General features: G+C 64.2%; 22 protein-coding genes and 1 riboswitch. Of the genes, 9 read left to right on the forward strand and 13 right to left on the reverse strand.

What is annotated here, in order from left to right:
- Positions 1-2: 2 nt before the first annotated feature.
- From EJ069_RS17415 to EJ069_RS17425, 3 genes are all read right to left on the reverse strand, one after another.
- Complete coding sequence (locus EJ069_RS17415; RefSeq protein WP_042638932.1) at positions 3-1055, reverse strand: substrate-binding domain-containing protein; 1053 nt, start codon at positions 1053-1055, stop codon at positions 3-5.
- Positions 1056-1096: 41 nt separating this feature from the next.
- Entirely contained in the window at positions 1097-2092 is a 996-nt protein-coding gene (locus tag EJ069_RS17420) for an ABC transporter permease (RefSeq protein WP_126062350.1), read from the reverse strand.
- 78 nt (positions 2093-2170) lie between these two features.
- On the reverse strand, positions 2171-3682 hold the full coding sequence (locus tag EJ069_RS17425) for a sugar ABC transporter ATP-binding protein (RefSeq protein ID WP_126062351.1): 1512 nt from the start codon (positions 3680-3682) through the stop codon (positions 2171-2173).
- Between the two features lie 138 nt (positions 3683-3820).
- Between EJ069_RS17425 and mtnK the strand changes: the two genes are divergently transcribed.
- From mtnK to EJ069_RS17455, 6 genes are all read left to right on the forward strand, one after another.
- The gene (mtnK, locus tag EJ069_RS17430) at positions 3821-5089 is read left to right on the forward strand and encodes an S-methyl-5-thioribose kinase (protein WP_126062352.1); all 1269 of its coding nucleotides are present in this window, start codon (positions 3821-3823) and stop codon (positions 5087-5089) included.
- Positions 5086-6180 (forward strand): S-methyl-5-thioribose-1-phosphate isomerase, encoded by a 1095-nt coding sequence (gene mtnA, locus EJ069_RS17435; RefSeq protein WP_126062353.1) that lies wholly within the window; start codon positions 5086-5088, stop codon positions 6178-6180. Before mtnK ends, mtnA begins: the two co-directional genes overlap by 4 nt.
- A gap of 306 nt (positions 6181-6486) precedes the next feature.
- A riboswitch (FMN riboswitch) is annotated at positions 6487-6702 on the forward strand.
- Positions 6703-6782: 80 nt separating this feature from the next.
- Positions 6783-7250 (forward strand): 6,7-dimethyl-8-ribityllumazine synthase, encoded by a 468-nt coding sequence (locus EJ069_RS17440; protein ID WP_126062354.1) that lies wholly within the window; start codon positions 6783-6785, stop codon positions 7248-7250.
- A 159-nt stretch (positions 7251-7409) separates the two neighbouring features.
- A complete protein-coding gene (gene fba / locus EJ069_RS17445; protein WP_126062355.1) occupies positions 7410-8474 on the forward strand; it encodes a class II fructose-bisphosphate aldolase in 1065 nt (354 codons plus the stop codon).
- Between the two features lie 133 nt (positions 8475-8607).
- A complete protein-coding gene (locus EJ069_RS17450) occupies positions 8608-8766 on the forward strand; it encodes a peptide ABC transporter permease (RefSeq protein ID WP_126062356.1) in 159 nt (52 codons plus the stop codon).
- 222 nt (positions 8767-8988) lie between these two features.
- On the forward strand, positions 8989-9714 hold the full coding sequence (locus EJ069_RS17455; RefSeq protein WP_126062357.1) for an MgtC/SapB family protein: 726 nt from the start codon (positions 8989-8991) through the stop codon (positions 9712-9714).
- A 262-nt stretch (positions 9715-9976) separates the two neighbouring features.
- On the opposite strand, the gene EJ069_RS17460 is transcribed toward EJ069_RS17455, so the two are convergent.
- The 7 genes from EJ069_RS17460 to EJ069_RS17485 all read right to left on the reverse strand — a co-directional run bounded on the left by EJ069_RS17460 (position 9977) and on the right by EJ069_RS17485 (position 16489).
- Positions 9977-11254 (reverse strand): trehalase family glycosidase, encoded by a 1278-nt coding sequence (locus EJ069_RS17460; RefSeq protein ID WP_126062358.1) that lies wholly within the window; start codon positions 11252-11254, stop codon positions 9977-9979.
- A gap of 16 nt (positions 11255-11270) precedes the next feature.
- Positions 11271-12311 (reverse strand): ABC transporter ATP-binding protein, encoded by a 1041-nt coding sequence (locus EJ069_RS17465; protein WP_126062359.1) that lies wholly within the window; start codon positions 12309-12311, stop codon positions 11271-11273.
- A 21-nt stretch (positions 12312-12332) separates the two neighbouring features.
- Complete coding sequence (locus EJ069_RS17470) at positions 12333-13181, reverse strand: carbohydrate ABC transporter permease (protein WP_126062360.1); 849 nt, start codon at positions 13179-13181, stop codon at positions 12333-12335.
- A gap of 13 nt (positions 13182-13194) precedes the next feature.
- Positions 13195-13836, reverse strand: coding sequence for a sugar ABC transporter permease (locus EJ069_RS17475; RefSeq protein ID WP_245456153.1), 642 nt, complete (start codon positions 13834-13836; stop codon positions 13195-13197).
- Positions 13806-14039, reverse strand: a complete 234-nt coding sequence (locus EJ069_RS33325) for a hypothetical protein (RefSeq protein WP_245456154.1) — start codon at positions 14037-14039, stop codon at positions 13806-13808. The genes EJ069_RS17475 and EJ069_RS33325 overlap by 31 nt, the downstream gene beginning before the upstream one ends.
- 97 nt (positions 14040-14136) lie before the next feature.
- On the reverse strand, positions 14137-15408 hold the full coding sequence (locus tag EJ069_RS17480) for an ABC transporter substrate-binding protein (protein WP_126062361.1): 1272 nt from the start codon (positions 15406-15408) through the stop codon (positions 14137-14139).
- A 37-nt stretch (positions 15409-15445) separates the two neighbouring features.
- Positions 15446-16489 (reverse strand): substrate-binding domain-containing protein, encoded by a 1044-nt coding sequence (locus EJ069_RS17485; RefSeq protein ID WP_126062362.1) that lies wholly within the window; start codon positions 16487-16489, stop codon positions 15446-15448.
- A 535-nt stretch (positions 16490-17024) separates the two neighbouring features.
- Here EJ069_RS17485 and EJ069_RS17490 point away from each other — a divergent pair.
- On the forward strand, positions 17025-20429 hold the full coding sequence (locus EJ069_RS17490; RefSeq protein ID WP_126062363.1) for an acyl-[ACP]--phospholipid O-acyltransferase: 3405 nt from the start codon (positions 17025-17027) through the stop codon (positions 20427-20429).
- Positions 20430-20507: 78 nt separating this feature from the next.
- On the opposite strand, the gene EJ069_RS17495 is transcribed toward EJ069_RS17490, so the two are convergent.
- Positions 20508-21233 carry an SDR family oxidoreductase gene (locus tag EJ069_RS17495; protein ID WP_126062364.1) on the reverse strand — a complete coding sequence of 242 codons (726 nt, stop codon included), beginning with the start codon at positions 21231-21233 and terminating at the stop codon, positions 20508-20510.
- Positions 21234-21382: 149 nt separating this feature from the next.
- On the opposite strand from EJ069_RS17495, the gene EJ069_RS17500 reads away from it, so the two are divergent.
- Positions 21383-22279, forward strand: a complete 897-nt coding sequence (locus tag EJ069_RS17500; RefSeq protein ID WP_126062365.1) for an AraC family transcriptional regulator — start codon at positions 21383-21385, stop codon at positions 22277-22279.
- A 182-nt stretch (positions 22280-22461) separates the two neighbouring features.
- Here the strand turns inward: EJ069_RS17500 and EJ069_RS17505 are convergent, their stop codons facing one another.
- Complete coding sequence (locus EJ069_RS17505; protein ID WP_126062366.1) at positions 22462-24435, reverse strand: EAL domain-containing protein; 1974 nt, start codon at positions 24433-24435, stop codon at positions 22462-22464.
- Positions 24436-24750: 315 nt separating this feature from the next.
- On the opposite strand from EJ069_RS17505, the gene EJ069_RS17510 reads away from it, so the two are divergent.
- Positions 24751-25785 carry a class I SAM-dependent methyltransferase gene (locus tag EJ069_RS17510; RefSeq protein WP_126062367.1) on the forward strand — a complete coding sequence of 345 codons (1035 nt, stop codon included), beginning with the start codon at positions 24751-24753 and terminating at the stop codon, positions 25783-25785.
- 74 nt (positions 25786-25859) lie between these two features.
- On the opposite strand, the gene EJ069_RS17515 is transcribed toward EJ069_RS17510, so the two are convergent.
- Positions 25860-26846 carry a zinc-dependent alcohol dehydrogenase family protein gene (locus EJ069_RS17515; protein WP_126062368.1) on the reverse strand — a complete coding sequence of 329 codons (987 nt, stop codon included), beginning with the start codon at positions 26844-26846 and terminating at the stop codon, positions 25860-25862.
- Between the last annotated feature and the right edge of the window lie 52 nt (positions 26847-26898).

Consider the following 26898-nt stretch of genomic DNA (forward strand, 5'->3'; position numbering starts at 1 on the left):
CCTTACTTGGCGTTGGGGTTCGGCATCCAGGCCGGCATCGCGACATCGGCATGCGCGAATTGCGGCAGCTTGGCCGACAGGTCTTCCATGTTCTTGATGTCCTTGTCGATCAGCTCCTTCTGGGTGATCAGCGTCGGCGGCACGATGACGTTGTGGCCGGGATCCTCGCCGGCGAGCAGCTGCGCCAACGCGCGCACCGAGACCTGGCCGACGACGGCCGGGTTGGTGGCGGCGGTGGCAGCCCAGGCGCTGTCCGGCTCGCGCATGGCGGCGATGTCGGAGGTCGAGATGTCGGCCGAGTAGATCTTGATGCCCTTGTTCAGGCCCGCCTCGTCGACGGCGATCTTCACGCCCTTGGCGAACTCGTCATAGGGTGCGAACATCACCTTGATATCGGGGTGCGCCTGCAGCACCGAGCGCGCCTGGTTGGCGACCGAGTTGGCGATCGGGTTGTCGAGCGTGCCGAACTGCGCGACCTCGCTGATGCCCGAATATTTCTTCTTCACATCCACCCAGGTCTCGTTGCGGCGGTCGAGCGGGGCGATGCCGGCGACATAGACATAGCCGGCCTTCCAGCTCTCGCCATTGTCCTTGACCGCCTGTTCGAGCGCCAGCTTGGCGAGGTCCTTGTCCGACTGCTCGATCTGCGGGATCTTCGGGTTCTCGACATTGACGTCGAAGGCGACGACCTTGATGCCGGCGTCGACCGCGCGCTGGGCAGCGTCCTTCATCGATTCCGTCAGGCCGTGCTGGATGATGATGCCCTGCACACCGAGCGCGATCGCCTGGTCGACCATGTCGGCCTGGAGCGCGGCGTCCTGGCGGCTGTCCAGCACGCGCAGGTCGACGCCCAGCGCCTTCGCCTGCGCCTCGACGCCCGAGAGATAAGCCTGGAAGAAGTCACCGGTCGAGAGATAACGCACCAGCGCGATCTTGACGCCCGGCTTGTCGAACGGCGCCGGGCGGTCCGCCGCCAATGCCGTGCCCTGCATCAGCAGCGCCGCGCCGGCGAGGCCGAGCGCCGCCTTCCCCAAAAGTCTCCTTGTGATGCTCACTTTTTCCTCCGTTTGTGTTCTCATCAATGTCCCGGTCGAAACTATCTCTTGCCCCTGCCGGAAAGGGCGAAGGTGAAGACAAGGGCGACGACGAGCACCGCGCCCTTGACAAAATCCTGCGTGTAGTAAGGAGCGTTCATCATCGTCAGGCCTTGCAGCAGGACGCCGACGAACACCGCGCCGACGGCGGTGCCGAAGGCGTTGGGCTTGGCGGCGCCGAGCACCGCGTAGCCGATGAGCGCCGCGGCGACTGCGTCGAGCAACAGATTATTACCCGAGGCGATGTCGCCGCGTCCAAGCCGCGCGGCGAGCAAAATCCCGCCGATCGAGGCAAAAACTCCCGAAATGACATAGGCCCAGATTTTGTATGCCTTGACAGGCGCGCCGGCGAGCTCGGCCGCCCTTTCATTGCTGCCGACGGCATACATCATGCGGCCGAAGCGGGTGTATTCGAGGAAGAACCAGATCAGCAGCGCGAGCACCACCAGCACCACCACAGAGACCGGGATCAGGTTCGGGATGAAGAAGTCGATGCGGTGGCGGCCGAGCGCCAGGAAGGCTTCGGAGAACTTGCCGTTGGCGACCGAGCCATCGGGCATGGTCATGCCGGTGGCGATCGAGCGTCCTTCGGTCGGGATGCGCTGCAGGCCGAGCAGGAGGAACATCATGCCAAGCGTCGCGAGCAGATCTGGTACGCGCATATAGACGATCAGCCAGCCATTGATCAGGCCGACGATGACACCGATGACCAGGCAGGCAACAACGGCGACGATGGCGTTCTGCTCCAGCACGACCATCGCGTAAGAAGCCGCCATCATGGCGCTTGTGGCGACCGAGCCGATCGACAGGTCGAAGCCGCCGACGACCAGCGTCGCGGTAACGCCGAGCGCCAGCACGCCGGTGATGGCCACCGACTGGAAAATGAAGACAGCGCTCTGCGGCGAGGCGAAACCGTCGGCCGCGATCGCGAAATAGGCGATCAGCCCGATCAGCAGGACGATGAAGCCGTAGCGGATGGCATAGTCGCGCAATGTCATCGAACGCTCCCGCGCTGTTGTCCTCTCCGCCAAACTGGAACTCATGCCTGCACTCCAAGTCTCGTCATCCGCACGATCTCACGCAACACCATGCAGCGGTCCGCCGGCCACTTCCGCCAGCAGCCGGTCGAGGTCGATATCGGCATTGCGGTGCTCGCCGACGATCGTGTGTTCCGACATCACCAGGATGCGGTCGGCGGTTTCCAGCGCCTCGTCGATCTCGGTGACGAAGATCAGCGTCGCGCGGCCGTCGGCGCTTGCCCTGAGCTTAGCCGCGATGTCGCGGCGGGCCGAGATGTCGACGCCCTGGAACGGCTCGTCGAGGATGAAGAGGCGCGAAGCCTGCGACATCCAGCGCGCCACCATCACCTTCTGCTGATTGCCGCCAGAGAGCGACGAAAGCTCGTCCTTCTCGGACCGGCAGACGATGCCGAGCTCGTCGATCTGGCGGCGGGCAGCGAGGCGCTCGGCGCGCTTCTTCATGACGCCGAGGCTCGACATGCGCCTGAGGAATGGCAGGCTGATGTTGCGCTCGATGTTGAAGCCGCCGACAATGCCGCTCTCGGCGCGATCCTTGGCGACCAGGAAGACACCGGCGGCGATCGCCTCGCGCGCCGAGCCCGGCGCGTAGGGCTTGCCGTCCATATGCATGGTGCCGGCAAGCGGCCGGCGCACGCCGAACAGCGTTTCGGCCAAGGCCGTCTTGCCGACGCCGACGAGGCCGGTGATCGCCACCACCTCGCCGGCGCCGAGCGTCATCGAGATCGGTTTTGCGCCATGCGCGATCCGCAGGCCTTCTGCAGTGAAGACCGCACTGACGGAACTTCTGGCAACGACCCTGTCGAGACGAATCTTGCGGCCGAGCATGGCGTTGACGGCGCCCTCGTAATCAAGCGGTTTTTGATCGAAGACGCCGGAGACGACACCGTCGCGCATCGACATGATGCGGTCGGCGAGCCGCCTGATGTCGGACATGCGGTGCGAGATATAGAGGATGGCGACGCCATGACCGCGCAGCCGGTCGATCAGCGAAAACAACCGGTCGGCCTCGGCGCTCGACAGCGAGGAGGTCGGCTCGTCGAGGATCAGCACTTTGGGCTGGTGCGCCATGGCCCGCGCAATGGCCACCATCTGCCGGTCGGCCAACGACAAGTCGCTGACGCGCGCCTTGAGGTCGATTGCGAGTCCCATGCGGTCGGCGACAGCCTTGGCTTCGGCGCGGACATTGGCGGGCTTGAACAGCATCGACGCGCCTTTGCCGCTCAGCCGGTCGAGCGTCAGGTTGGTGGCGACATCGAGGTCGGCGACCACGCCGTCATTGATGTTCTGGTGCACGGTGACGACGCCGGCGCGGATGGCTTCGGCGGGGGTTTGCGGGTCGAATGCCTTGCCGGCGAGCCGCATCGTGCCGGCACCGCGCGCATAGACGCCGCTGATGATCTTGACCAGGGTGGACTTGCCGGCGCCGTTGGCGCCCATCAGCACGGTGACCTCGCCCGAATGCAGTTCGAGCGAGATGCCGCCAAGCACCTCGTTCTGGCCGAAGGATTTCCTCAAGCCCTCCACATGGAACACGGCATCTGCGCCCATTCCTTCCTCCCTGGTCCATGACGCTATGGGCTCATTCGTCAATTGTCAACACGATTGACATTTGCCAGAGCGCTTCCTAGCTTGGCCCCGCCGCCGTGGCTCCGCTATCGTCGGACACCACGCGCAGGAGGGGAGAGAATGACCGGGAAGTTCGAAGCATTGTCGGTGGAGACGCTGCCGAAGCGCCTTGGCGAGACCGCGGCGCTGACCGAGCGCATCGGCAAGGACGCCAGCCACTGGAAAGTACGCGAGGTCGGTGACGGCAATCTGAACCTCGTCTTCATCGTCGAGGGCGACCAAGGTGCGGCGGTGGTGAAGCAGGCGCTGCCCTATGTGCGGTTGGTCGGCGACAGCTGGCCGCTGCCCTTGAAGCGCTCCTTCTTCGAATATCATGCGCTGACAAGGCAGGAGCGCCGGGCGCCCGGCTCGGTGCCGGCGATCTACCATTTCGACGAGGCCCAGGCGCTGATCGTCATGGAATATCTGGCGCCGCCGCACGTCATCCTCAGGCGCGCTCTGATCGACGGCCGCGAACTGCCGAACATTGCGCGCGACATCGGCCTGTTCATGGCCCGCACGCTGTTCCGCGGCTCGGATCTGTCGATGGTGACGAAGGAGCGCAAGGCCGATCTGGCGCTGTTCGCCGACAATGTCGAGCTCTGCGACATCACCGAGAATCTGGTGTTCTCCGATCCCTATTTCGACGCCAAGATGAACCGGCATACCTCGCCGCAGCTCGACGGCCTGGTTGCGGAATTGCGCGCCGACCGCGACCTCAAGGTCGAGGCGCAGCGGCTGAAGCACCTTTTCGCGGCCAATGCCGAGACGTTGCTGCATGGCGACCTGCATTCCGGCTCGATCATGGTGACCGACACCGAGACCCGGATGATCGATCCGGAGTTCGCCTTCTACGGCCCGATCGCCTTCGATGTCGGCATGCTGCTCGCCAATTTCTGGATGGCCTTCTTCTCGCAGCGCGGCCATGAGGAAAAAGGCGGCAGGGACTCGATGCGCGCCTATTTGCTCGGCGTCACCGCCGAGACCTGGGCAACCTTCCGCGCCGAGTTCTCGCATCTGTGGCGCACCGAACGCACCGGCATGCTCTACCAGAAAAGCCTGTTCGAAGATCGGGGCGACAGGCTGGGTTCCGAACAGGCGCTCGACCACATGCTGCATTCCATCTGGACCGACCTGCTCGGCTTTGCCGGCATCGAGGTGCACCGGCGCATCCTTGGGCTGGCCCACAATGCCGATTTCGAGACCATTGCCGATCGAGACCTGCGCGCCAGATGTGAGGCCAAGGCTTTGCGCTTCGGCCGCCACATCGCCGTCAACCGGCGCCGGATCCACAGCATCGACGAGGTCAACAATCTGGCCGCGCTGATCGAACAGGAGAACAGAATTTGAACGTCGGCGAACGCCACTACCGCACCATCTGGCTCAGCGACGACAAGCGCTCGGTCGAGATCATCGACCAGCGCTGGCTGCCGCATGAATTCCGCATCGAGACGATCGGAACCGTCGCCGGCATCGCCACTGCCATCCGCGACATGTGGGTGCGCGGCGCGCCGCTGATCGGCGTCACCGCGGCTTACGGCGTCGCCATCCAGATGATGGACGATCCGTCAGACGAAGCGCTCGACGAGGTGTGGGAGACGCTCAACAAGACGCGGCCGACGGCGATCAACCTGCGCTGGGCGCTGGACGAGATGCGGCGCTTCCTCAAGCCGCTCGCGCCGGGGGAACGTGCGGAGGCCGCATACAGGCGGGCCGCCGAGATCGCCGATGAGGATGTGGGCTTAAACCGCGCCATCGGCGAGAACGGACTTGCCATCATCAAGGAGATCGCGGCGAAGAAACAGCCGGGCGAGACGGTCAACATCCTCACCCACTGCAATGCCGGCTGGCTGGCGACAGTCGACTACGGCACGGCCACCGCGCCGATCTATCTGGCGACCGAGGCCGGCATTCCGGTGCATGTCTATGTCGACGAGACCAGGCCGCGCAACCAGGGCGCCCAGCTGACGGCCTGGGAGATGGCAGGCCACGGCGTGCCGCACACGCTGATCGTCGACAATGCCGGCGGCCATCTGATGCAGCATGGCGACATCGACATGGTGATCGTCGGCACCGACCGCACCACCGCCAACGGCGACGTCTGCAACAAGATCGGCACCTATCTCAAGGCGCTGGCCGCCGCCGACAATGAGGTGCCCTTCTACGTCGCGCTCCCCTCGCCCACCATCGACTGGACCGTGGCCGACGGGCTGAAGGAAATCCCGATCGAGGAACGCTCCGGCGACGAGGTCTCTTTGGTCTGGGGGAAGACGGCTGACGGCAAGGTGGCGCAGGTGCGCGTGTCGCCGGATGCGACGCCGGCGGCCAACCCGGCGTTCGACGTGACCCCAGCGCGGCTGGTGACGGGTCTCATCACCGAGCGCGGCGTGGCGAAAGCTTCGCGCGAGGGGCTGAAGGCGATGTTTCCGGAGCGGGGGTGACGGCTGAGAAGTCCGGCAGGACAGAGGGGGCGCGAAGTATCGCGGCGTCGCAGGATCAAGGTTCCTCGCCCCACGAAAGTGGGGAGAGGTGGCTCGGCGAAGCCGAGACGGAGAGGGGAGCGCCCTACGAAGGCCCCTCTCCGTCCGCTTCGCGGACACCTCTCCCCGCCTTCGGCGGGGCGAGGAACCCAAGCATAGATACGTTGGCGGGACAGCGCCGCCCCTACCCTGCCGGCATCCCTACAAGGGAAGGATTAGCCAGTCGCCAATTGACAGCGCCACCCTCCTCTCTCATAAAACCCGCGTTAATGTTCTCAGGGCGGGGTGAAAGTCCCCACCGGCGGTAAGGGTCTCGACCCAAGCCCGCGAGCGCCTTCCGGTCCACGCATCAATGCGTGGATTCTTAAGTGCTAGAGCGTCCTTTACGCGTCCAAAAGGACGCGTGGCGCTCTAGTGGAAGGGTCAGCAGATCCGGTGCGATTCCGGAGCCGACGGTTACAGTCCGGATGGAAGAGAACGTACGCTGAAAGACGGCCCGCTCGCGTGGGCCGCGTTTTTGCGTCGTGCGTCCTGATTCTGGTTCGAAACGGAAGGAAGGACCCATGAATCAGCATTTCCCCAAAGACCAAACTACCCTTCGTGTCGCCGTAATCCGCGCGCGCTGGCATGCCGATATCGTCGACCAATGCGTAGCGGCGTTCGAGGCGGAGCTTGCCGCGCTCGGCGGCTTCACCGTCGAGGTCTTCGACGTGCCGGGAGCCTACGAGATCCCGCTGCACGCCAAGACGCTTGCCGAGACCGGCCGCTATGCCGCGATCCTCGGCACCGCCTTCGTTGTCAATGGCGGCATCTACCGGCATGACTTCGTGGCGAGCGCCGTCATTGACGGCATGATGAATGTGCAGCTTGCGACCGGCGTGCCGGTGCTGTCGGCGGTGCTGACGCCGCACAACTACCATGACAGCGCCGAGCATCACCGCTTCTTTCACGAGCATTTCACAGTGAAAGGCAAGGAAGCGGCGAAGGCCTGCGTCGAGATCCTCGCCGCGCGTGCCAGAATCGCGGCCTGAACCCCTTTGCGAGCAGCGCATCGGAACTAAACCGATTTGGATTTCAGGACCGCGACCTGAGTGGGTTGCGGTCCGTCGGAAATCCGGCCAGAAGCAGTTGGGCCGGGTTTCGGCCCGACCTGCTAAATCGCGCTTTCAACAGATACGGGAGACTATTCGTTGGCTCGCATCACACTGAGACAATTGCTCGACCATGCCGCCGAACATGGCTATGGCGTGCCTGCCTTCAACATGAACAACATGGAACAAGGCCTCGCCATCATGGAGGCGGCCGAGGAGACCAAGTCGCCAGTCATCCTGCAGGCCAGCCGCGGCGCGCGCGCCTACGCCAATGACGTGGTGCTGGCCAAGCTGATCGACGCGCTGGTCGAGATCCATCCCGATATCCCGGTCTGCATGCATCTCGACCACGGCAACAACGAAGCGACCTGTGTCACCGCGATCCAGTATGGCTTCACCTCGGTGATGATGGACGGCTCGCTGAAGGAGGACGGCAAGTCTCCGGCCGACTATGCTTACAATTCCGGCATCACGCGCCGCGTCGTCGACATGGCGCATTGGGGCGGCGTGTCGGTGGAAGGCGAGATCGGCGTGCTCGGCTCCCTGGAGAGCGGCGGCGGCGAGCAGGAGGACGGCCATGGCGTCGAGGGTGCGATCAGCCACGACCAGCTCTTGACCGACCCGGTGCAGGCCGAGCAGTTCGTGCGGGATACGCATGTCGATGCGCTGGCGGTGGCCATGGGCACCAGCCACGGCGCCTACAAATTCTCGCGCAAGCCGGACGGCGCGGTGCTGGCGATGAATGTGATCGAGGAGATCCACCGCCGTCTGCCCAACATGCATCTGGTGATGCATGGCTCCTCGTCGGTGCCGGAAGAGCTGCAGGAGATCATCAACAAATATGGCGGCCAGATGAAGCCGACCTGGGGCGTGCCGGTGGAGGAGATCCAGCGCGGCATCAAGCATGGCGTGCGCAAGATCAACATCGACACCGACAACCGCATGGCGCTAACCGGCGCGATCCGCAAGGTGCTGACCGAGAACCCGTCGGAGTTCGACCCGCGCAAATATCTGACGCCGGCCATGGCGGCGATGAAGAAGCTCTGCAAGGAGCGCTTCGAGCAGTTCGGCACCGCCGGCAACGCGCCGAAGATCAAGCCGATTCCGCTGGCGGAGATGGCCAAGCGCTACAAGTCGGGCAGCCTCGATCCGAAATTCGCCTAAAGCAACATCTCCCGCGGCCGGTTCAATCCCGGTCGCGGGCATCCCTCCTGCCGAAACACGGCGGAACTTCACACCGACAAATCGGTTCCTGCTCAGAGACCTTCCGGATCCGTTCCAAAGGAAGGAGCAATTCATGCGCAAGGACCGCGACAGCGGAGGGCCGGTCTTCTCGGGCCAGGACGCGCGACAGGGCGAGATCATCCTGCGCACGCGCACCCGCCGCATCATCTTCATCGCCGGGCTGGTCAGCATCGTCGTTCTGGCGCTGCTGCTGAGCATTGCCGCTCATTGAGGCCGTGCCTTGCGAATGCCTCAGACGCGCCGACTAAAGCGCGTCGCGATCTTACAGATTCGCTCCATGCCGCTTTAGGTTTTTTGATTTTACGCATGTCTTTATCCCGAAACCGGTTCCCACTTTCGGGAGACATGCTTTAGGGAACCATTCCCGGCTCTGCCCGGTTGAACGTCGCGGACGAAATTGAGGCGCGAAGAATTTACACCCCTTGTCGAGACGATGTTCGAGACACTTTGCTGCGACATGCCGCTTCATCCGACCTGGCCGGACCTCGTCGCGCGGCTGCTGCTGACGCTGGTCGCAGGCTTCTTCATCGGCCTGAACCGCGAGGCCCGCGGCCATTCCGCCGGGCTGCGGACGACCATACTGGTCGGTCTGGCGGCCTGCGTGGCCATGGTCCAGGCCAATATGCTGCTCGACGTCTCAGGCAAGACGCCGGATTCCTTCGTGCGCATGGATGTGATGCGCTTCGCGCTCGGCGTGCTGACCGGCGTCGGCTTCATCGGCGGCGGCGCCATCCTGCGGCGCGGCGATCTCGTCACCGGTGTCACCACCGCCGCGACGATGTGGATCATGACCATGATCGGCCTCGCCTTCGGCGGCGGCCAGTATGGCCTCGGCATGATCGCGACGGTGCTGACCCTGGTCACGCTGTGGGCTTTGAAATGGGTCGATCTCAAGATTCCGCGCGACCACAAGGCGATCCTTTCGGTCTCATGGCCGAAGAACTCGCCGCCCGACATTGGGGAATTGGTGCGCCCGCTCGGCTATGACGCGCGCTTCGTCGGCATGCAGCACGATGTCGACCGCAACTGCTTTGTTTTTTCCTTCGACGTTCAATGGAAGCAGCCCGACGCGCTCGAGCCTTCGACGGACATCCTGGCGGCGATTGCCGAGCACTGCGCGGTCGAGCGCTTCGAGGTAATTGGCGAGAAGCCCTTCTGATCATCGACCGGGCTGATTTACTCGGCCGCGCCTGTCGTCTCAGCGTCGGCGCGAATGAGCTTGATGTCGGCACCCGCCGCCCAGCGCCGATATCCTCGCGGCGCAGCGCCGCCGCCATCAGGGGAAATGGTCAGGCGTGCAGGCAAAGACCGGGATGCCGATCGCGATCCCGAAGCATGACGTCGCGACGATTGATAACCGTTTGCGGCGCGCTGGCGCAGCTCCAGCCGCGGCAAAGTATGCGGGCTCGATGAACGCGCGCTTACGTTGCGCGCAAAAACTCGATGACCATTGCCGCCGTCCAGGTAAAACGGCCGCCGCCGAGCGGTTCTCCGGTGAGCGGATCGTAATATTCGGCGAAGCCGCTTTCGGTGATCAGGTCGAGGCTGGAGCGGGTGATGCTCCGGGCAACCTCGGCATGGCCCGCGGCGAGAAGTCCGTCGGCGATCATGTAGTTGACGACCAGCCAGGCCGGGCCGCGCCAATAGCGCCGGGCATCGAAGCGCGGGTCACCGGGATCGTGCGACGGAACGACATATCGCGCCTTGCCGGCGAGGCGCTCGACGGTTGCGGCAATTGCCGTTGCACGCGCCTTCGGGACGGCCGCGAAGGCCGGCAGGATGCCGCCGACCGAGGCGCTGTCGACCAGCTTTCCGGTGATGCGGTCGAGGCAGAGATATTGGGCATGCGCGTCGCTCCATAATCGCTCCATCGCCGCCAGGCCCTTTTCGGCGCGGGCACGATTGGCGGCGGCGATCCCGGTCTCGCCCAACGCCTCGGCGAGATCGGCAAGATCGGCCGCGGCGCGGATCAGGATGGCGTTGAAGCCAGGATCGACGATCTGGAACGGCGAGGCGTCGTGCAGCCTGGCATTGTCCCAGCCCAGCCCGCGAAAATGCTGGACCAGCCAGAGATAGCGGTCGTATTGCGCCTGGGTCGGGCGATGCGCCGGGTCGGCGTGCAGGATGTCGCGGCGAGTGTAAGGCTCGACGCCTTCGGTCGGAACGCGCTCGAAGGCCTCGTCCCAGTCGATCGAATTGTCGCGGCCGGACTCCCAGGGGTGAATGATCGCAACCAGCCCCTCCCCTTTCGGGTCGCGGTTCGCATAGAACCACCGGTGCCAAGCGTCGATCTTCGACAGCAGCCCACGGGCCCGCTCCGTGGCAAGCTTCCTGTCGCGCGCGCGGTCGAACAGGCGGCGTACGGCGAAGCCGGCGACGGCTGGCTGGGTGATACCCGAAGTCGCCGTCGGACGGCCGGTGCGCCAGACCTCGGGCCCGGGAAAATAGCCGTCGTTCCAGACATGGAAGACGATGTGCGGCACCATGCCGTCGGACCATTGATGCGCGAACAAGGTCTCGATCTCGGTCCAGGCGCGCGCCTCGTCATAATGGGCGAGGCCAAGGGCCGTCAGGCAGGAATCCCAATTCCACTGAAATGGATAAAGCCCTTTCGTCGGGATGGTGTAGTCGCCGTGGTCGTTTTCCTTAAGCACCTCGACGGCGCGGGCGATGATGTCCTGGGCGGCAGCGGCTGTCATGGCGGATCGAGGTCTTTCAGAGGGCATTGGCGGTTTCGGGATCGAACCAACGGATGCGGTCGGGCTTGGGGGCGAGCCGCAGGCGGTCGCCAACCGCAACCGCGGCGTTGGAGTCCAGCACGGCGCGGAACAGGCCGCCTTCGACATCGCAGGTGACCAGCGTGTGCGGACCGAGTGGCTCGATGACGCGAACGATGGCCAGCAAGCCGTTGTCGCCGGCATCGACGTCCTCGGGCCGGATGGCGAATTCGATTGTCTGCCTGTCCGACTTCGGCCCCGGCAGCGTCAGCCCGGCGACATTCCAGCTGCCATTCGCGGCTTTGGACGCAGGCAGGAAATTCATCGGCGGGTTGCCGATGAAGGAGCCGACGAAGCGTGCCGCCGGATTGCGATACACCTCGACCGGCGACGCGGCCTGGACGATGCGGCCCTGATGCATGACGGCGATGCGGTCGGCAAGGCTCATCGCCTCGACCTGGTCGTGGGTTACATAGATTGTGGTGGTCTTCGATGCGGCGAGCACGCCTTTCAGCTCGGCGCGCATCTCCAGCCTCAGCAGCGCGTCGAGGTTCGACAGCGGCTCGTCCATCAGGATGACGTCCGGTTCCATGGCGAGCGCGCGGGCAACCGCGACGCGCTGGCGCTGGCCACCGGACAGCTGGCCGGAATAGCGCTTCAAGAGCTGCTCGATATGCATCAGCTCGGCAGTGCGGTTGACGCGACGGTCGACCTCCTGCTGCGGAAGCTTCTTCATGTGCAGGCCGAAGGCGATGTTCTCGAACACGGTCAGATGCGGAAAGACGGCGTAGTTCTGGAACACCATGGCGATGCCGCGGTCGCGCGGCGGCAGGTGGTCGACGCGGCGGCCACCGATCCAGACCTCGCCCTGGCTCGGCGTCTCCAGCCCGGCGACGATTCTGAGCAGCGTGGTCTTTCCGCAGCCGGAGGCGCCGAGCAGCACCATGAATTCCTGGTCGGCGATGGCGAGGTCGACCTCATGCAGCGCGGTGAAACCGCCGAAGCGCTTGGCCACTCCCTTGATGACGATCTCAGCCATGAGCGTTCTTCCTCTCGCGCGTCATCGGTTGGCGATCCCCCACATGGCGAACAGGTATTTCCTGACGGCGAAGATGAAGATCAGTGCCGGCACCACCAGCGCCGCGCCGCCGGCGAATTTCAGATAGAGCGGCGACTCGCCGAGGCTCTGCAGCAGGAAGGCGGTCAGCGTGCGGTTCTCGATGGTGAGCACGGCGGCGGCGAAGACCTCGTTCCAGGAGATGGTGAAGGCGAACACCGCCGAGGCCGCGATGCCGGGCAGCGCCAACGGCAGGATCACCTTGCGAAAGGCCTGCCACCGGGTGCAGCCGAGTGTCCATGCCGCCTCCTCCATCTCGATTGGGATGCCGGAAAACAGCGAGAAGGTGATGAGCACCGCAAAGGGCAGCGCCAGCGTCGTGTGCACCAGCGCCAGGCCGATCGCGGTGTCGTCGAGACCGGTGCGGATGAACATCACCGCCAGCGGCAGCGCCAAGAGCGGCAGGGGAAAGGCGCGGGTCATCAGCACCAGGAAGCGGAAGGTGCCCTTGCCCGGAAAGTCGAAGCGCGACAGCGCATAACCCGCCGGCGCGCCGAAGCCGATCGACAGGATCATCGTCAGCGTGGCGACCAGCACCGAGTTCCACAGCGCCCTGGCCACGCCGGCGAAATTGATGAAGAAGGCGATACTGCCAAGATCGAAGGACGGGAAGAAACGCTTGGGAAAGCCGGTCACGTCCTGCGGCGACGACAGTGCGTTGACAATCAGCAGATAGATCGGCAGCAGCACCCAGACGCAAAGCAGGACTGCGGTGGCGACGAGCAGCCAGTCGCCGGCCTTGCGCGCATCGGCGATTGCAGGCGCGGTAGGCGTTTCCGCGACGGCGCTCATAGGCGTGCCTCCCTCATATCCGCGCCTCCTTGGGCACGCGCAGCACCCTTAGGAAAAACAGCGTGAAGCCGATCGAGATGGCGAGGATAAGCAGCGCCGAAGCGGCGGCGACATTGCGGTCCTGCAGCGTGAACTGCCAGTTGTAGGTCTCGCCCATCAGCACCGGCAGATTGGTGCCGCCAAGCGCCGCGACGACGGCAAAGACCTCGAAGGCGAGGATGACGCGCAGGATGATCGCCGTCTGCAGGCTGGGGCGCAGCAGCGGCAGGGTGATGCGGACGAAGCGCTTCCAAGGGCCGGCGCCGAAGACCTCCGCCGCCTCGTAATATTCCTTGGGGATCAGCCCCATGCCGGCAACGAGGATGACCATCATGATCGCAGTGGCGCGCCAGATCTCGGCCAGAGCGACGGCAATGAAGATGGTCAGCTTGCTCTGGTAGCCGAGGAACATGACCGGCCGGTCGACGATGCCGAGGCCGGAGAGCAGCGTGTTGAGGAAGCCGGACTGGTCGAAGATGGCGAGCCAGATCAGGCCGGCGGCGAGGTCGGAAATGCCGAGCGGAATGGCGAAGATGTAAAGCGCCGCGCTGCGCCCACTCTCCAGCCGCGAGACCACCGATGCCATCAGGAGCGCCATGGCGAGTTGGATCGGCACGACATCGTGGCAAGCAGCAGCGTGTTGCGGACAGTGGCCGGAAATTTCCAACTGCCGGCCATGGTGCGGAAATTATCGACGGTGAAGGCGCCGTCGCGGGTCACCGCCTCGAAGGCGACCAGCACAAAGGGATAGAGGAAAAAGACGCAAAGGAACAAAGTCGCTGGCATCAGCAGCAGATAGGGCAGAGCCTTGCCGTTCATGGTGTTCGTCCTTTGCCTGCGCAAGCGAGGGCCGCGGTCCGGGCGCCCGGAGCGCAACAAACTCCGGGCACCCCTTGGGAGGATCCTAGTCGGCCAGCTACTCGACTGGGCAAGCGCCTTCGGACGGCTTGTCGGGAGCCCAGCACGGCGCCTTGGCCTGCTCGATGATCGCCTTGAGCGCGGCCGCCTGTTCTTCGAGCACGCCATGCACGTCCTCGCCGCCTAGCACGATGCGCTCGAAGCTGTCGTTGTAGACCTGGTTTAACTTGCCGCCGAGATCACCGAGCCCCATCGGCAGCAGCGCCGGCAGCGCATCGGGCGCACCCGTCATGGCGGCGATCGCCGGGCCGAAGGCCTTCACCGAGGCCGGCATGTCGTCGGGCAGCTTGACTTCGACGACCGGGAAGAAGTTGGTCGCCTTGAGCGTCGCAATCTGCGTTTCAGGCTTCAGCATATAGGCGACCAGCGCCTTGGCCTTGTCGATGTCGGGCGAGGTCTTCGGGATGGCGACGCCGGCCACCACCGGCATGAAGCCACGGCCGGCCGGACCTGCCGGCGCCGGGAAGGCGACGAATTCGTCGGGCTTCTGGTTGAAGGCATCAGCTAGGCGCGCGACGTGGTCGAAGGCGACCCAGACCTCGCCCGAAAGCAGCGGCTCCTGCATGAAGGCATAGTTGGTCGAGTTCGGATTGGTGTACTGCCAAAGCTCCTTGAACTTGTTCCAGGCGGTCTCGGCTTCGGCCGAGCGGAACCTGGTCACCATCGAACCGGTGTAGGAGGGGTAGAGAAACCCTTCGAAGAAGCGGTGCTTCAGTCCCTTCGGACCGGCCGGAAAGCCGAATTTCGGCGAGCCGGTCTTTTCGGCGATGTTCTTCGACCATTCGATCAGCTGGTCATAGGTGATGGTGTTGAGATCGACGCCCGGCGGCAGATATTGCAGTGCCTGCTTATTCGCCGCCATCAGATAGGTGGCCTGCATCCAGGGCATGTATTTCTGCTCGCCCGTGCCGAGCATGCCGAGCTTCTTGTAGGCCTCGTTGACCTTGACCCCTCCGACATCGACGGCGGAGAGATCGACAAGGCTGGCGCCGACTGTGGAGAAGTCGCCATGCAGGCCGCCCAACAGGCCGATAGCGCCAGAGCCGGCCTGCAACTCGGCCTGCAGGCGGGTGAGCCAGGGCCCGTCCTCGGCGACCTGGTAGTCGACCGGGCCGCCGAAGCCTTTCAGCACCTCGTCGCGCATCTTCTGCGTTTCCTCGACGGGGCGCGCCTGCGTCGACCAGAACAGCACCTGCTGCGCATGGGCTCCGCCAACGGCGACGGACAGCGCCAACGCCGCACCCGCCAGTTTCCTCAACACATTGGTCATGCCTTTTCCTCCCTGTATGTGCGCCGTCAGGCCGGCGTCACTTTCTTGTCTTCGGCGCGGGGCCATGGCTCGCTCTCGGCACCAGCGTCGGCCGGATCAGTCGTGTCAAAGGCTCCGCCGGCCGTTCGGAAATAACGGTGAGCAGCATGTCGGCGATCTCGCGCGCGCATTGCCGGATCGAGGCATCGAACGTGGTGAGGCCGGGCGGCGCGTAGCCGGAGGCGACGACGTTGTCGAAGCCGATGACCGAGAGGTCGCGCGGCACCGTGAGGCCGGCGCGCGCCGCCTCCTCCATCACCGTCAGCGCCAGTTCGTCGAACAAGGCGACGACGGCCGTCGGTCGGTCGGGCCCCTGCAGCATCCGGCTGACAGCCTGGATGCGGGCGCCGCGATCGAAACGCGGGGCGGTCGCCACGTCGAGGCGGACCGATGGATCGCAGCGACGGGCAATCGCCGCCGCGAGACCGTCCTGCCTGAGATGCCGAAACGTCATCGGCTCGGAAATCGTCACCAGGCCGAAATGGCGGTGGCCGAGATCGTAGAGCATGTCGAAGGCTTCGCCGAAGGCATACGCGCCGTCGGTATCGAGCCAGTTGTAGGCAAAGTCGCTGTCGAGCAGCCGGCCATGCGCGACGAAGGGAAAGGCGCGCCGGCGCAGGTAAGCGAGCCTCTCGTCGACCTCGGCGATGCGGGTGATGACGACACCGTCGGCGCGCCCTGATTCGACTACATGGCGCAGGACGGAAATCTCGGACTGATCGACCGCCGCTGTGGCGAGGATGAGATCGGCGCCATGCGCCACAAGGCCCTCGCCCAGTCCGGTGACGAATTCGCCGAGGAAGGAATCGACCAAGTTGGGCCCGCGGATCGGCAGCACCAGCCCGACGAAGCCGCTGCGGCCGGAAACCAGCGTGCGCGCCGCGGTGTTGGGAACATAGCCGGCCTGGCGCGCCGCCTGAGCGACTCGCTCGCGCGTCTTGAGCGCGATCTGCTGATGGCCGGCAAGCGCCCGCGACACCGTCGTGATCGACAGGCCGAGGCTTGCGGCGAGTTCCTTCAGCGTGGTGACACGGGCCGGCAATCGTTCCTCCCTGAACGCAATGTTGAAACGTTTGTAATCGCCTTTCGTGAAATTGCAAACGTTTTAAATTTTGTCGAATTCGACTTTGCCGCAGTTACAGGATCGCCCGGGCCGCTGCCTTATGAGGTTCGGCTCGCGGTTCGCTGTTCTTTCTCTAGAACATCGATTCGGCTCTTGAACATCGTTTATTTTTCTCTTGAACGACGTTCACGATGTGCTAAGGTGCGCCACGTGAACGACGTTCAAGAGAATGTATCCGACCTGAAACAAGCCTGCACCGACGCAGCCTAATGCTGAAACGAATGGACCATATCGATGCTCGCCGACAACCAAGCCCGCAAACAGTCGAGTGCCTGGAAGGCCTGGAGACCGATCATGCGCGACAGATTCCAGGCGCCAAGAACAAGAAACAAATGGATTGGAATGGTTCGCAGTAACGAAGTTTAACCGCTTCTCGATAAACAAGGCTCAAACCGCGCAAGTGTCCGCTCAGTCCAATCGGATTGCCAGCCAGACTTGCCTAATGGAAATTGCCATGAACACCCATCTGATGATGTCGCGGCGCTTCGCGCCTCTCTTCTGGACGCAATTCCTCTCGGCCTTCAACGACAATTTCCTGAAGAACACGCTGGTGTTCCTCATTCTGTTCACGCTGGCGAAGGATCAGGCCGCGTCCCTGGTGACGCTGGCCGGCGCTGTCTTCATGGCGCCCTTCCTCTTGCTTTCGGCGCTTGGCGGCGAGATCGCCGACCGCTTCGACAAGGCGCTGATCGCGCGGCGGCTGAAATTCACCGAGATCGCCGCGGCCGCCGTCGCCGTCGTCGGCATCGCGCTGTCCTCGATCCCGGTGCTGATGACGGCGCTCTTGATGTTCGGCATCATCTCGGCGCTGTTCGGGCCGATCAAATACGGCATCCTGCCGGACCATCTCGAGCGCAAGGAACTGCCCAAGGCCAACGCCTGGATCGAGTCGGCCACCTTCGCCGCGATCCTCGGCGGCACGATTGCCGGCGGCGTCGTTTCCGCAGACGGCATTGGCGTCGCGGTGTTCGGACCGATCATGATGGCGCTCGCCGTCGGCTGCTGGCTGGTCAGCCGCTACATCCCCGCCACCGGTTCGGCTGCTCCCAACCTCACCATCGACTGGAACATCTTGCGCTCGACCTGGCGGCAGGTCGCCGACCTGCGCACTGATACGCGCATCTGGCGCGCCGGCCTGATGACCTCCTGGTTCTGGCTGGTCGGGGCCATCGTGCTTTCGATCCTGCCGGCGATGATCAAGGATTCGCTCGGCGGCAACGAGATCGCCGTCACCGCATATCTCGCGGTGTTCGCCGTCTCCATCGCCGTCGGCTCGGCCATCGCCGCCTGGATGTCGCAGGGCCGCATGGTGCTTTTGCCGGCGCCGGTCGGCACCGCGCTGATGGCGCTGTTCGGCCTGCATCTCGCCTGGACCATCGGCAGCATGCAGCCTTCGCCGACAGCCGCCAGCCTTTCGTCCTTCTTCGCCGGCCCGAACACCATCCGTGTGGCCATCGACCTCGCCGGCATGGCCATTGCCGCCGCATTCCTGGTGGTGCCGACCTTCGCCGCCGTGCAGGCCTGGTCGCCGGAAGCGCGCCGCGCCCGCGTCGTCGCGGCGGTCAGCATCGTCAATGCCGGCTTCATGACCGTCGGCGGCATCCTTGTCGCCGCCATCCAGGCTGCCGGCGTCTCCATCGCGGGCATCCTGTCCGGCCTCGTCGTCGCCAACGCGATTGCCGCCTGGCTGATGCTGAAATTCCTGCCGACCAATCCGTTCCGCGATTTCGTCTCGATCCTGTTCCGCGCCTTCCTGCGGCTGGAGGTCGAGGGGCTCGACAATCTCAAGGCAGCCGGCACGGCGCCGATCCTGGCGCTCAACCATGTCAGCTTCCTCGACGGCCCGCTGGCGCTGACGCTGACCGACGAGGAACCGGTCTTCGCCATCGACTACACGATCGCGCAGGCCTGGTGGATGAAGCCGTTCATGAAGCTCGCCCGCGCGCTGCCGCTCAATCCGGCGAAGCCGATGTCGACCCGCACGCTGATCAAGATCGTGCAGGGCGGCGATCCGCTTGTCATCTTCCCGGAGGGACGCATCACCGTCACCGGCGGCCTCATGAAAGTCTATGACGGCGCCGCCATGGTCGCCGACAAGACCGGCTCGATGGTGGTGCCGGTGCGCATCGAGGGGCTGGAGAAGAGCTACTTCTCGCGGCTGACCTCGCAGCATGTGCGCCATCGGCTGTTCCCGAAGGTCAAGGTGACCATCCTGGAGCCGGTCAAGCTCGAAGTCCCCGCGGAGCTGAAGGGGCGCCAGCGCCGCGCCGCGGCGGGCTCCGCGCTCTACCAGGTGATGTCGGACCTCGTCTTCCGCACCCAGGATATCGACAAGACGGTGCTTCAGAAGATCATCGAGACGGCGCACGAGCGCGGCATGAAGGAGCTCGCCGTGCAGGATCCGGTCACCGGTTCGCTGAGCTACGGCAAGCTGCTCACCGCCGCCGCGGTGCTCGGCGAGAAGTTCGAGCATCTCTATGCGGGACAAGAGACGCTGGGCATCATGCTTCCCAACGCCAACGGCTCATGCGCGACGCTGCTCGGGGTCATGTCGGCCGGCAAGGTGCCGGCGATGATCAACTTCACCGCGGGCGCGGCCAACATCCTGTCGGCCTGCAAGGCGGCCGAGGTGAAGACCGTGCTCACCTCCCGCGCTTTCGTCGAGCAGGCCAAGCTCGGGCCGGTGGTCGAGGAGATCGGCCGCTCGGTCGACATCGTCTGGCTCGATGACCTGCGCGCCACGATCGGCCTGAAGGAGAAGCTGCTCGGCCTGTTGCGCAAGACGACGCCGCGGGTAGCGCGCAAGGCCGACGATCCGGCAGCGATCCTGTTCACCTCGGGCTCAGAGGGCACGCCCAAGGGCGTGGTGCTCACCCACCGCAACATCCTGGCCAACGCCGCCCAGGCCGCCTCGCGCATCGACTTCCACTCGGGCGACAAGGTATTCAACGTGCTGCCGATCTTCCACTCCTTCGGCATGACGGCGGGCACGGTGCTACCCTTGATCTCGGGCGTGCCGGTCTATTTCTACCCCTCGCCGCTGCACTACCGCATCGTGCCGGAACTGATCTACGGGTCGAACGCGACGATCATCTTCGGCACCGATACATTCCTCGCCGGCTATGCGCGCACCGCGCACCCCTACGACTTCCGCTCGGTGCGCTATTGCTTCGCCGGCGCCGAGCCGGTCAAGGCGGCGACGCGCACGACCTATATGGAGAAGTTCGGCCTGCGCATCCTCGAGGGCTATGGCGTGACGGAAGCAGCCCCGGTGATCGCCATCAACACGCCGATGTACAACAAGTCGGGCAGCGTCGGCAAAATCATGCCGGGCATGGAGTACCGCCTGGATTCGGTGCCCGGCGTCGAGGAGGGCGGGCGGCTGTTCGTGCGCGGCCCGAACGTCATGGCCGGCTATCTGCGGGCCGAAAACCCCGGTGTGATCGAGCCGGTGAAGGACGGCTGGCACGACACCGGCGACATCGTCACCGTCGACGATGCTGGCTTCATCTCGATCCGGGGCCGCGCCAGGCGCTTTGCCAAGATCGGCGGCGAGATGATTTCGCTGGCGGCGGTCGAGGCGCTGGCGGGTGAACTCTGGAAAGGCTCGCCATCGGCCGTCGCGGCGGTGCCGGACGCGCGCAAGGGTGAGAAGCTGATCCTCATCACCGAAGCCTCCGGCGCCACCCGCGCCGAGTTCCTGGCCTTTGCCAAAGCGCACGGCGCCATGGACCTGATGGTGCCGGCCGAGGTGCGCGTCGTGCCGAAAGTGCCGGTGCTCGGTTCCGGCAAGCTCGACTTCGCCGGCGTGACCCGGATGGTGCGCGGCGAGGAAGAGCTGAAGGTCAAGGCCGCTTGATCCATGCCTGAGGCAGGCCGGCGCGGGACGTCGGCCTGCCCGTTATTCACCGACAATCGGCATCTGGCAGACGAATGTCTACATATTCGCCGCCGTCGGGCGCACGATCACTTCGTTGACGTCGACGCCGTCGGGCTGTTCCAGGGCGAAGCGGATCGCGCGGGCGATGGCGTCCGGCGTCAGTGACTTCTGCCGCCACTCCTTCAAAGCTGCGGCCACCTGGGGATCGCTGATGTCGTCGCCCAGTTCGGTCGCGGTCACGCCGGGCGAGATGATCGTGGCGCGGATTTCGTCATGCTCCTGGCGCAGGCCTTCCGTGATTGCCCATACTGCATATTTGGTGCCGCAGTAGACCGCCGCCGTCGGCAGCACGAGATGCGCGCCGACCGACGCCACGTTGACCACGTGCCCGTTTTTCTGCGCGACGAAGCGCGGCAGCACCGAAGCGATCCCGTTCAGCACGCCGAAGATGTTGACGTTGATCATGCGCGCCCACTCATCGCGCTTCAGCGCGGCAAGCGGCGACAGCGGCATAACGCCGGCATTGTTGACCAGCACATCGATCCGTCCAAATTCGGCGTGCGCGGCATCGGCGAACGCATCGAAGCTCTCAGCCTTCGTTACGTCGAGCTCGCGCCAGGCGATGCGTTCACCGATTTCCTCGGCCAGCGCCTTCAGACGCTCGCCGCGTCGGGCGCCGATAAACAGCCTGGCGCCCGCCGATGAGAGCTCGCGAACCGTCGCTTCGCCGATGCCGCTCGAGGCGCCGGTGACCAATACAACCTTGTCTTTCAGTCCCGTCATGATCGTTTCCTTTTCGCTTGCGGTGACGGGACGCAAAATGGTGGCGCGAAGGCGGAGAGCGGTAGCGCGATCGTCCAAAGAGTTTGCACGATCCTCCAAACAAGCCGACCAAGCCTTGCAACATCGCGCGCGATGCAGATTTATGCGGCATGGACAAAATTGCCGATCTGGCTCAGCTGATCTCGCGGTTCGCACCGGTTTCCGGCATGTCCGGCACCGCGGTGCCCCGGCTGTCGCTCATTCGCGCCGACCATCCCAGCGCGCCCGTGCCGGCGGTCTATGAAGCTTCGCTTTGCATAATCGCCCAAGGGTCGAAGCGCGTCTCGCTGGCCGGCCAGAGCGTGGTCTATGATGCATCGAGCTATCTTCTTGTTTCGGTCGACCTGCCTCTGGTCGGCCATGTTCTCGAGGCCAGTCCGGCCGCGCCATATCTTTGCTGCAAGATCGACTTCGACCCCGCGGCCCTTGCCGACCTGCTTGTGACCGAGCAGCGGGTTTCTTCCGAGAAGGACTTGCCCGTGCTTGCCGTCTATCCAAGCGATCCTGACCTGATCGATGCCGCATGCCGATTGGTGAAGCTGCTCGATCGCCCCGAGACCATCGATGTCCTGGCCCCGCTCGTGGAGCGCGAAATCCTCTACCGTCTGCTCACCGGTCCGCATGGCGCAACGCTTCGTCAAATGGGAACCGTCGACAGCCACCTGAACCAGGTGAGCCGCGCCATCGCCACGATACGCAACGGCTTCCACACCCAGTTGCGGATCGACGAGATTGCCGCCGCCTCAGGCATGAGCGCGTCGTCGCTTCACGCCCACTTCAAGGCGATCACACGCATGACCCCGCTCGAATATCAAAAGCAGCTACGCCTGCAGGAAGCGCGAAGGCTGATGCTGGCCGACGGGGCCAACGCCGGCACGGCCGGTTTCGCGGTCGGCTACGACAGCCCGTCCCAGTTCAGCCGCGAGTATCGGCGCCTGTTCGGCGCCCCGCCCCGTCAGGACATCGAGCGCCTTCAGGCTATACCCGGCTCGGCCGCGGCCTATTAACCCTTTCGCTGAAGGGGGCCGCAGCCTGCAAACAGGCAAGCGGGCCTCAAACCACGACCACGACCTTGCCGAACTGTTCAGGACAGGCGGCTGGGGGCAGCAAGGAGAAACTCCTCGCCCGCCCGCGCCTCAGACGCGATCTCGGAAATGCCTTTACCTGCGCTTTCAATTCGAATGCCGTATCACGCCGACTTCAGCACCGTGAACGGGCGCTTCTGCACCTGCTGCTTTGCCTGGAAGCTTGCGGCGGGCATCGGGCGGCCGACGTGGTAGCCCTGGACCTTGTCGATGCCGAAGTCGCGCATCAGGGCCATCTGCTCGTCGGTCTCCACGCCTTCGACCAGGATCTTGTGGCCGCGGTTGCGGACCAGCGCGATGATGTCCTGGAGCATGGCCATGCCCTTGGGTGTGCCGCAGTCATGCAGGAACGAGCGGTCGATCTTGACCGTGTCGAAATCGATCAGGCGCAGCCATGACAGGCCGGCGAAGCCCGTGCCGAAATCGTCGAGCCAGATCTTGATGCCCAGGAGCTTCAGGTCGCTGATGCAGCGCAGGATGTCGGAGTCCATCTCCAGCTCGCGCCCCTCGGTGATCTCGAAGGCAAGCCTGCTGCCGGCCACGCCGGTTTCGCCGAGGATGCCGGCGACGGACGTCGCGAAGCCGGGCGTCTTGAGCTGGATCGGCGACACGTTGACACTGACCACGCGGACGTCGTCATGCGCAAGGACGTCGGTGCACACCGTCCTTATCGCCCAGCGGCCGAGCTCCAGGATGGCGCCGGTGCGTTCGGCCACCGGAATGAACAGGCTCGGCGGAACCAGTATGCCGTCGAGCATCTTGAGGCGCATCAGCGCCTCGACGGCCTCGACCCGGCCCGAGGCTATTTCCTGGATCGGCTGATAGACCAGGGAGACGAGATTCCTGTCGATTGCGATCTTGAGCAAGGCCGCGATGTTCTCGCTCTCGTCGCTGCTCTGCGGATCGGTCGGGTCGAACAGGCGGGCGCAATTGCGGCCGCCGGCCTTTGCCAGGTAAAGCGCGCGGTCCGCCTCGTGGATGATCTTTTCCAGCTTGCCGCCGGCCTGCGTCCTGGTAAACGCGGCGCCGACGCTCACCGTCACGATCGAGGTGCCGTCGCGCCGCAGCTCGTGCGTCAGCGCCAGTTCCTCCACCGTGCGGCAGATGGCTTGCGCGAGGTCGGCGACCTGATCCTTGTCGTTCATGCGGGCGAGCACGATGAATTCCTCACCGCCATAGCGCCCGATCGAGCCATTGTGTTGCCGGATAAGATCGCTCAGCGCATTGGCGACATGGATCAGGCAACGGTCGCCTTCCTGATGGCCATAGCAGTCGTTGAACTTCTTGAAGAAATCCACGTCGATGAGGATCGCCGCGAAACGCTTGCCGAGCTTTTGCCAGTCGCTCCAGTATTCGCGCAGCTTCTCGTCGATCGCGCGGCGGTTCTCCAGGCCCGTCAGCGGATCCGTCCGCGATAGTCTCAGCAAGGCCTTGCCGCGCTCCGTCGCCTCCTTGTGCTGGATCTTGGCTTCGAGCGCGTTGAGGAAGACGTTGTAGCGTTCCTCGTTCAGCTTCCAGTTCACATAGGAGGTGAAGGTGAAGCACGAGACGTAGAATGTGCCGAACACCATTTTGTATGTGAGCGATGCGGGCACGAAATAATTCACTACGTACAATATGCACAGGATTATGGTCGAGGTGATGATCGACGTTTTGAAGCTGAACGTGAAGAAGAGGTTGGCACTCATCATGAAGATCGTGCCGAACACCATATAATAGGCGACGGCTTGCCGATCCGCACCCAAGGAGGTCGGCCACAGCCAGCCGACATAGCCAAAGATGATGGCGGCTGCGCAGGTGATGTCGAGCCATTGCGTGGCAACGCCGCGGCGAAGCTGCCCCTCAAGCGTCAGCAGGGCCGTGAGGCCCACGGCGAAGCGCGCCATGATGGTGTAGAGCGCCACATCCGGCACCAGCAGCAGATCCGTCGCTGAGAACAGCACATAAATGGCGACGGCCATCCAAAGCCCGGGCCTGGCTTCCCGCCGCCGCTTCGCCTGCGATTCCTCGCGATAAAGGACGCGCAGCTCGTTCGGCCCCGGGCCGGGGCGCGGCTCGTAGGGCTCGACATGCGCCATATCGGCCAATCTGGACGCGACGCGTTCGTCCGCAATGAACCCCTGCTCAAAGGGTTTTTGCCTTTCTAACTCTTTTCTCGCTCCTGCCCCCACGCGGGCCCGCTCCTAGGGAAACAACGGTTTGCCGAGCAATAAAATGCCACGGCGGGAGACAAGTTTGCGTTAACTCGAACCCGAATTCCGGCCGTCAAAATATCCAATGAAGCGAGATGGTTAGCGGGAAATTAATCATATCATTAAAATGCTAACGATCACCGTTGGCAAATCCGACATTCTACGCAATAAGTTAAATGACTGTTAACCACGGAGTATCCAGTGCAGACCGTTTTTGATGGCAAAAGCCTGATTACTGCCAAGACAATTGCCGCCGGTCTGCATCGAGGGAAGCCCGAGCGCCACGGCGAGGCGTTCGAGGATGCTCGCGCGGAGCTCGCGCTCATCCTGTTGACGACGCAGCAGCAGATCGAGCTGCGGAAGGATCCCGCCGAGATCGTTCGCCGGCTGCTGTCAGTGCTCAATGCACTGCGTTCCAGGGTTCATCCCGACGTCTGGCAGGCCTTGATACCGGTGGCGCAGAACCATGCGATCCTGCAATATTTCCTCCAGGATCCGCTTACGCACTGGTCCTTCACCAAGCCCAGAGGCTATTCCGGCGACGCGCAGCTGCTCGACTTTATCTATTGCGATCCGCATGTGGCCGACGACGTGGCCAGCGCCTCGGAGATCGGCAAAGCGCTCTACAGCCATACCCAGAATGTGCCGTCATGCGTCGCGGCGCGGGAACGGCGGGACCTGTTGACCCGATATGTCGACGAGACGGCGGCGAGGAATGGACCGGAAGCGGAAGTGCTGGCGATCGCGGCCGGCCATCTGCGCGAGGCCAACCGCTCGACCGCGCTTGCCGAGGGCAGGCTGAAGCGGTGGGTCGCGCTCGACCAGGATCCGCAGAGCGTCGGTCTGATCGCGCGCGATTTCCAGGGCACCGCGATCGAGGCCGTGGACGGCTCGGTGCGAACCGTGCTCACCAGAGGCCACAAGCTCGGCAAGTTCGATCTGATCTATGCTTCGGGCCTTTACGACTATCTTCAGCACAACGTCGCGGTGAAGCTGACGAAGACGTGCCTGCAGATGCTGAAGCCGAACGGCAGGTTCCTGTTCGCAAACTATGCCGAAGGCACTCCCGACGCCGGCTATCGCGAGACGTTCATGGACTGGGTGCTGCTGCTGCGCTCGGAAGCCGACATGTGGAACATCATCAATGCCAGCGTCGACCGCAACACGGTCGACGCGCAGGTGTTCTATGGCGAGAACCGCAACGTGCTCTACGCGGTTATCGAAAAGCGCGGGTAGCGACGGTCTCCGTAATTCGGGCGGCATAATCGATCGGGCGCGCCGCTCGATCGGTCGCCGATCCTTTCAGGCCCTCACATAGTCACGACGATCTTGCCGAACTGTTCGCCCGCCTCGAGAAAGCGGTGCGCCTCGGCGATCGCCTCGAACGGAAACGTCCTGGCGATGATCGGCCTCAGCGCGCCCGATGCGAGGCCATTGAGGATGAAGCGCTTGGCTGTTTGCAGCCGGGCGGGATCGCCGGTGATCTCGTGGACAAGGTAGCCGCGCAGCGTCAACGTCTTCGCCAGGACCTCAAACAGCGGGAACGGCGTCGGCTCAGGGCTGAGGCCGCCATATTCGATGAGAATGCCGCCGCGCGCCATTGCGGCCGCAAGAGGCGGGAAGATCGGGCCGCCGACGGGGTCGAGCACGACGCGCACGCCTTGCGGCGCGATTTCTCTCAGCCGCGCCTCGAGATCGTCCTCAGCCAAGGCCACGACATGCGCAGCGCCGGCATCGAGCAATGGCGTCTTCTTGGCCGATGTCCGGGTGACGGCGATCGGCACGGCGCCAATTCTGTTGGCGATCTGGATGGCGGCGAGCCCGACGCTGCTCGAAGCGGCGGTGATGACGACGGGCTCGTCAGGGCACAGATGGGCGATATCGATCAGCGCGCCATAGGCGGTGAGATATTGCATCCAGGTCGCGGCGGCGGCCTCGAACGAAAGCGACGGCGGATGCTTGACGACGAGCTCGGCCGGAAAGGTCACAAGCTCGCCATAGGCAGGCCAGCGCGCCATCGATCGCGGCGGGATGATGCTGACCGCATCGCCCGGCGCGAAACCAGCGACGCCCTCGCCGATCGCCTCGACAGGGCCGGCTGCCTCAAGGCCGAGGCCTGACGGCAGCGACGGCGTTTCGATGTAAGTGCCGTTGCGCATCGAGGCTTCGGCGCGGTTCAAGCCCAGTGCCCTGACGCGGATCCGCACCTCGCCAGGACCTGGCGACGGAACCTCCATTTCCTCGATGCGAAGCACCTCGGGACCGCCGTGACTGTGAAAGCGAACAACCCTTGCCATCCATGCAACTCCAAATCCATTCGATGGAATGGAACTATGCAGGGGCGTGGAG

The organism is Mesorhizobium sp. M2A.F.Ca.ET.043.05.1.1, assembly GCF_003952445.1.
Taxonomy (GTDB): Bacteria; Pseudomonadota; Alphaproteobacteria; order Rhizobiales; family Rhizobiaceae; genus Mesorhizobium.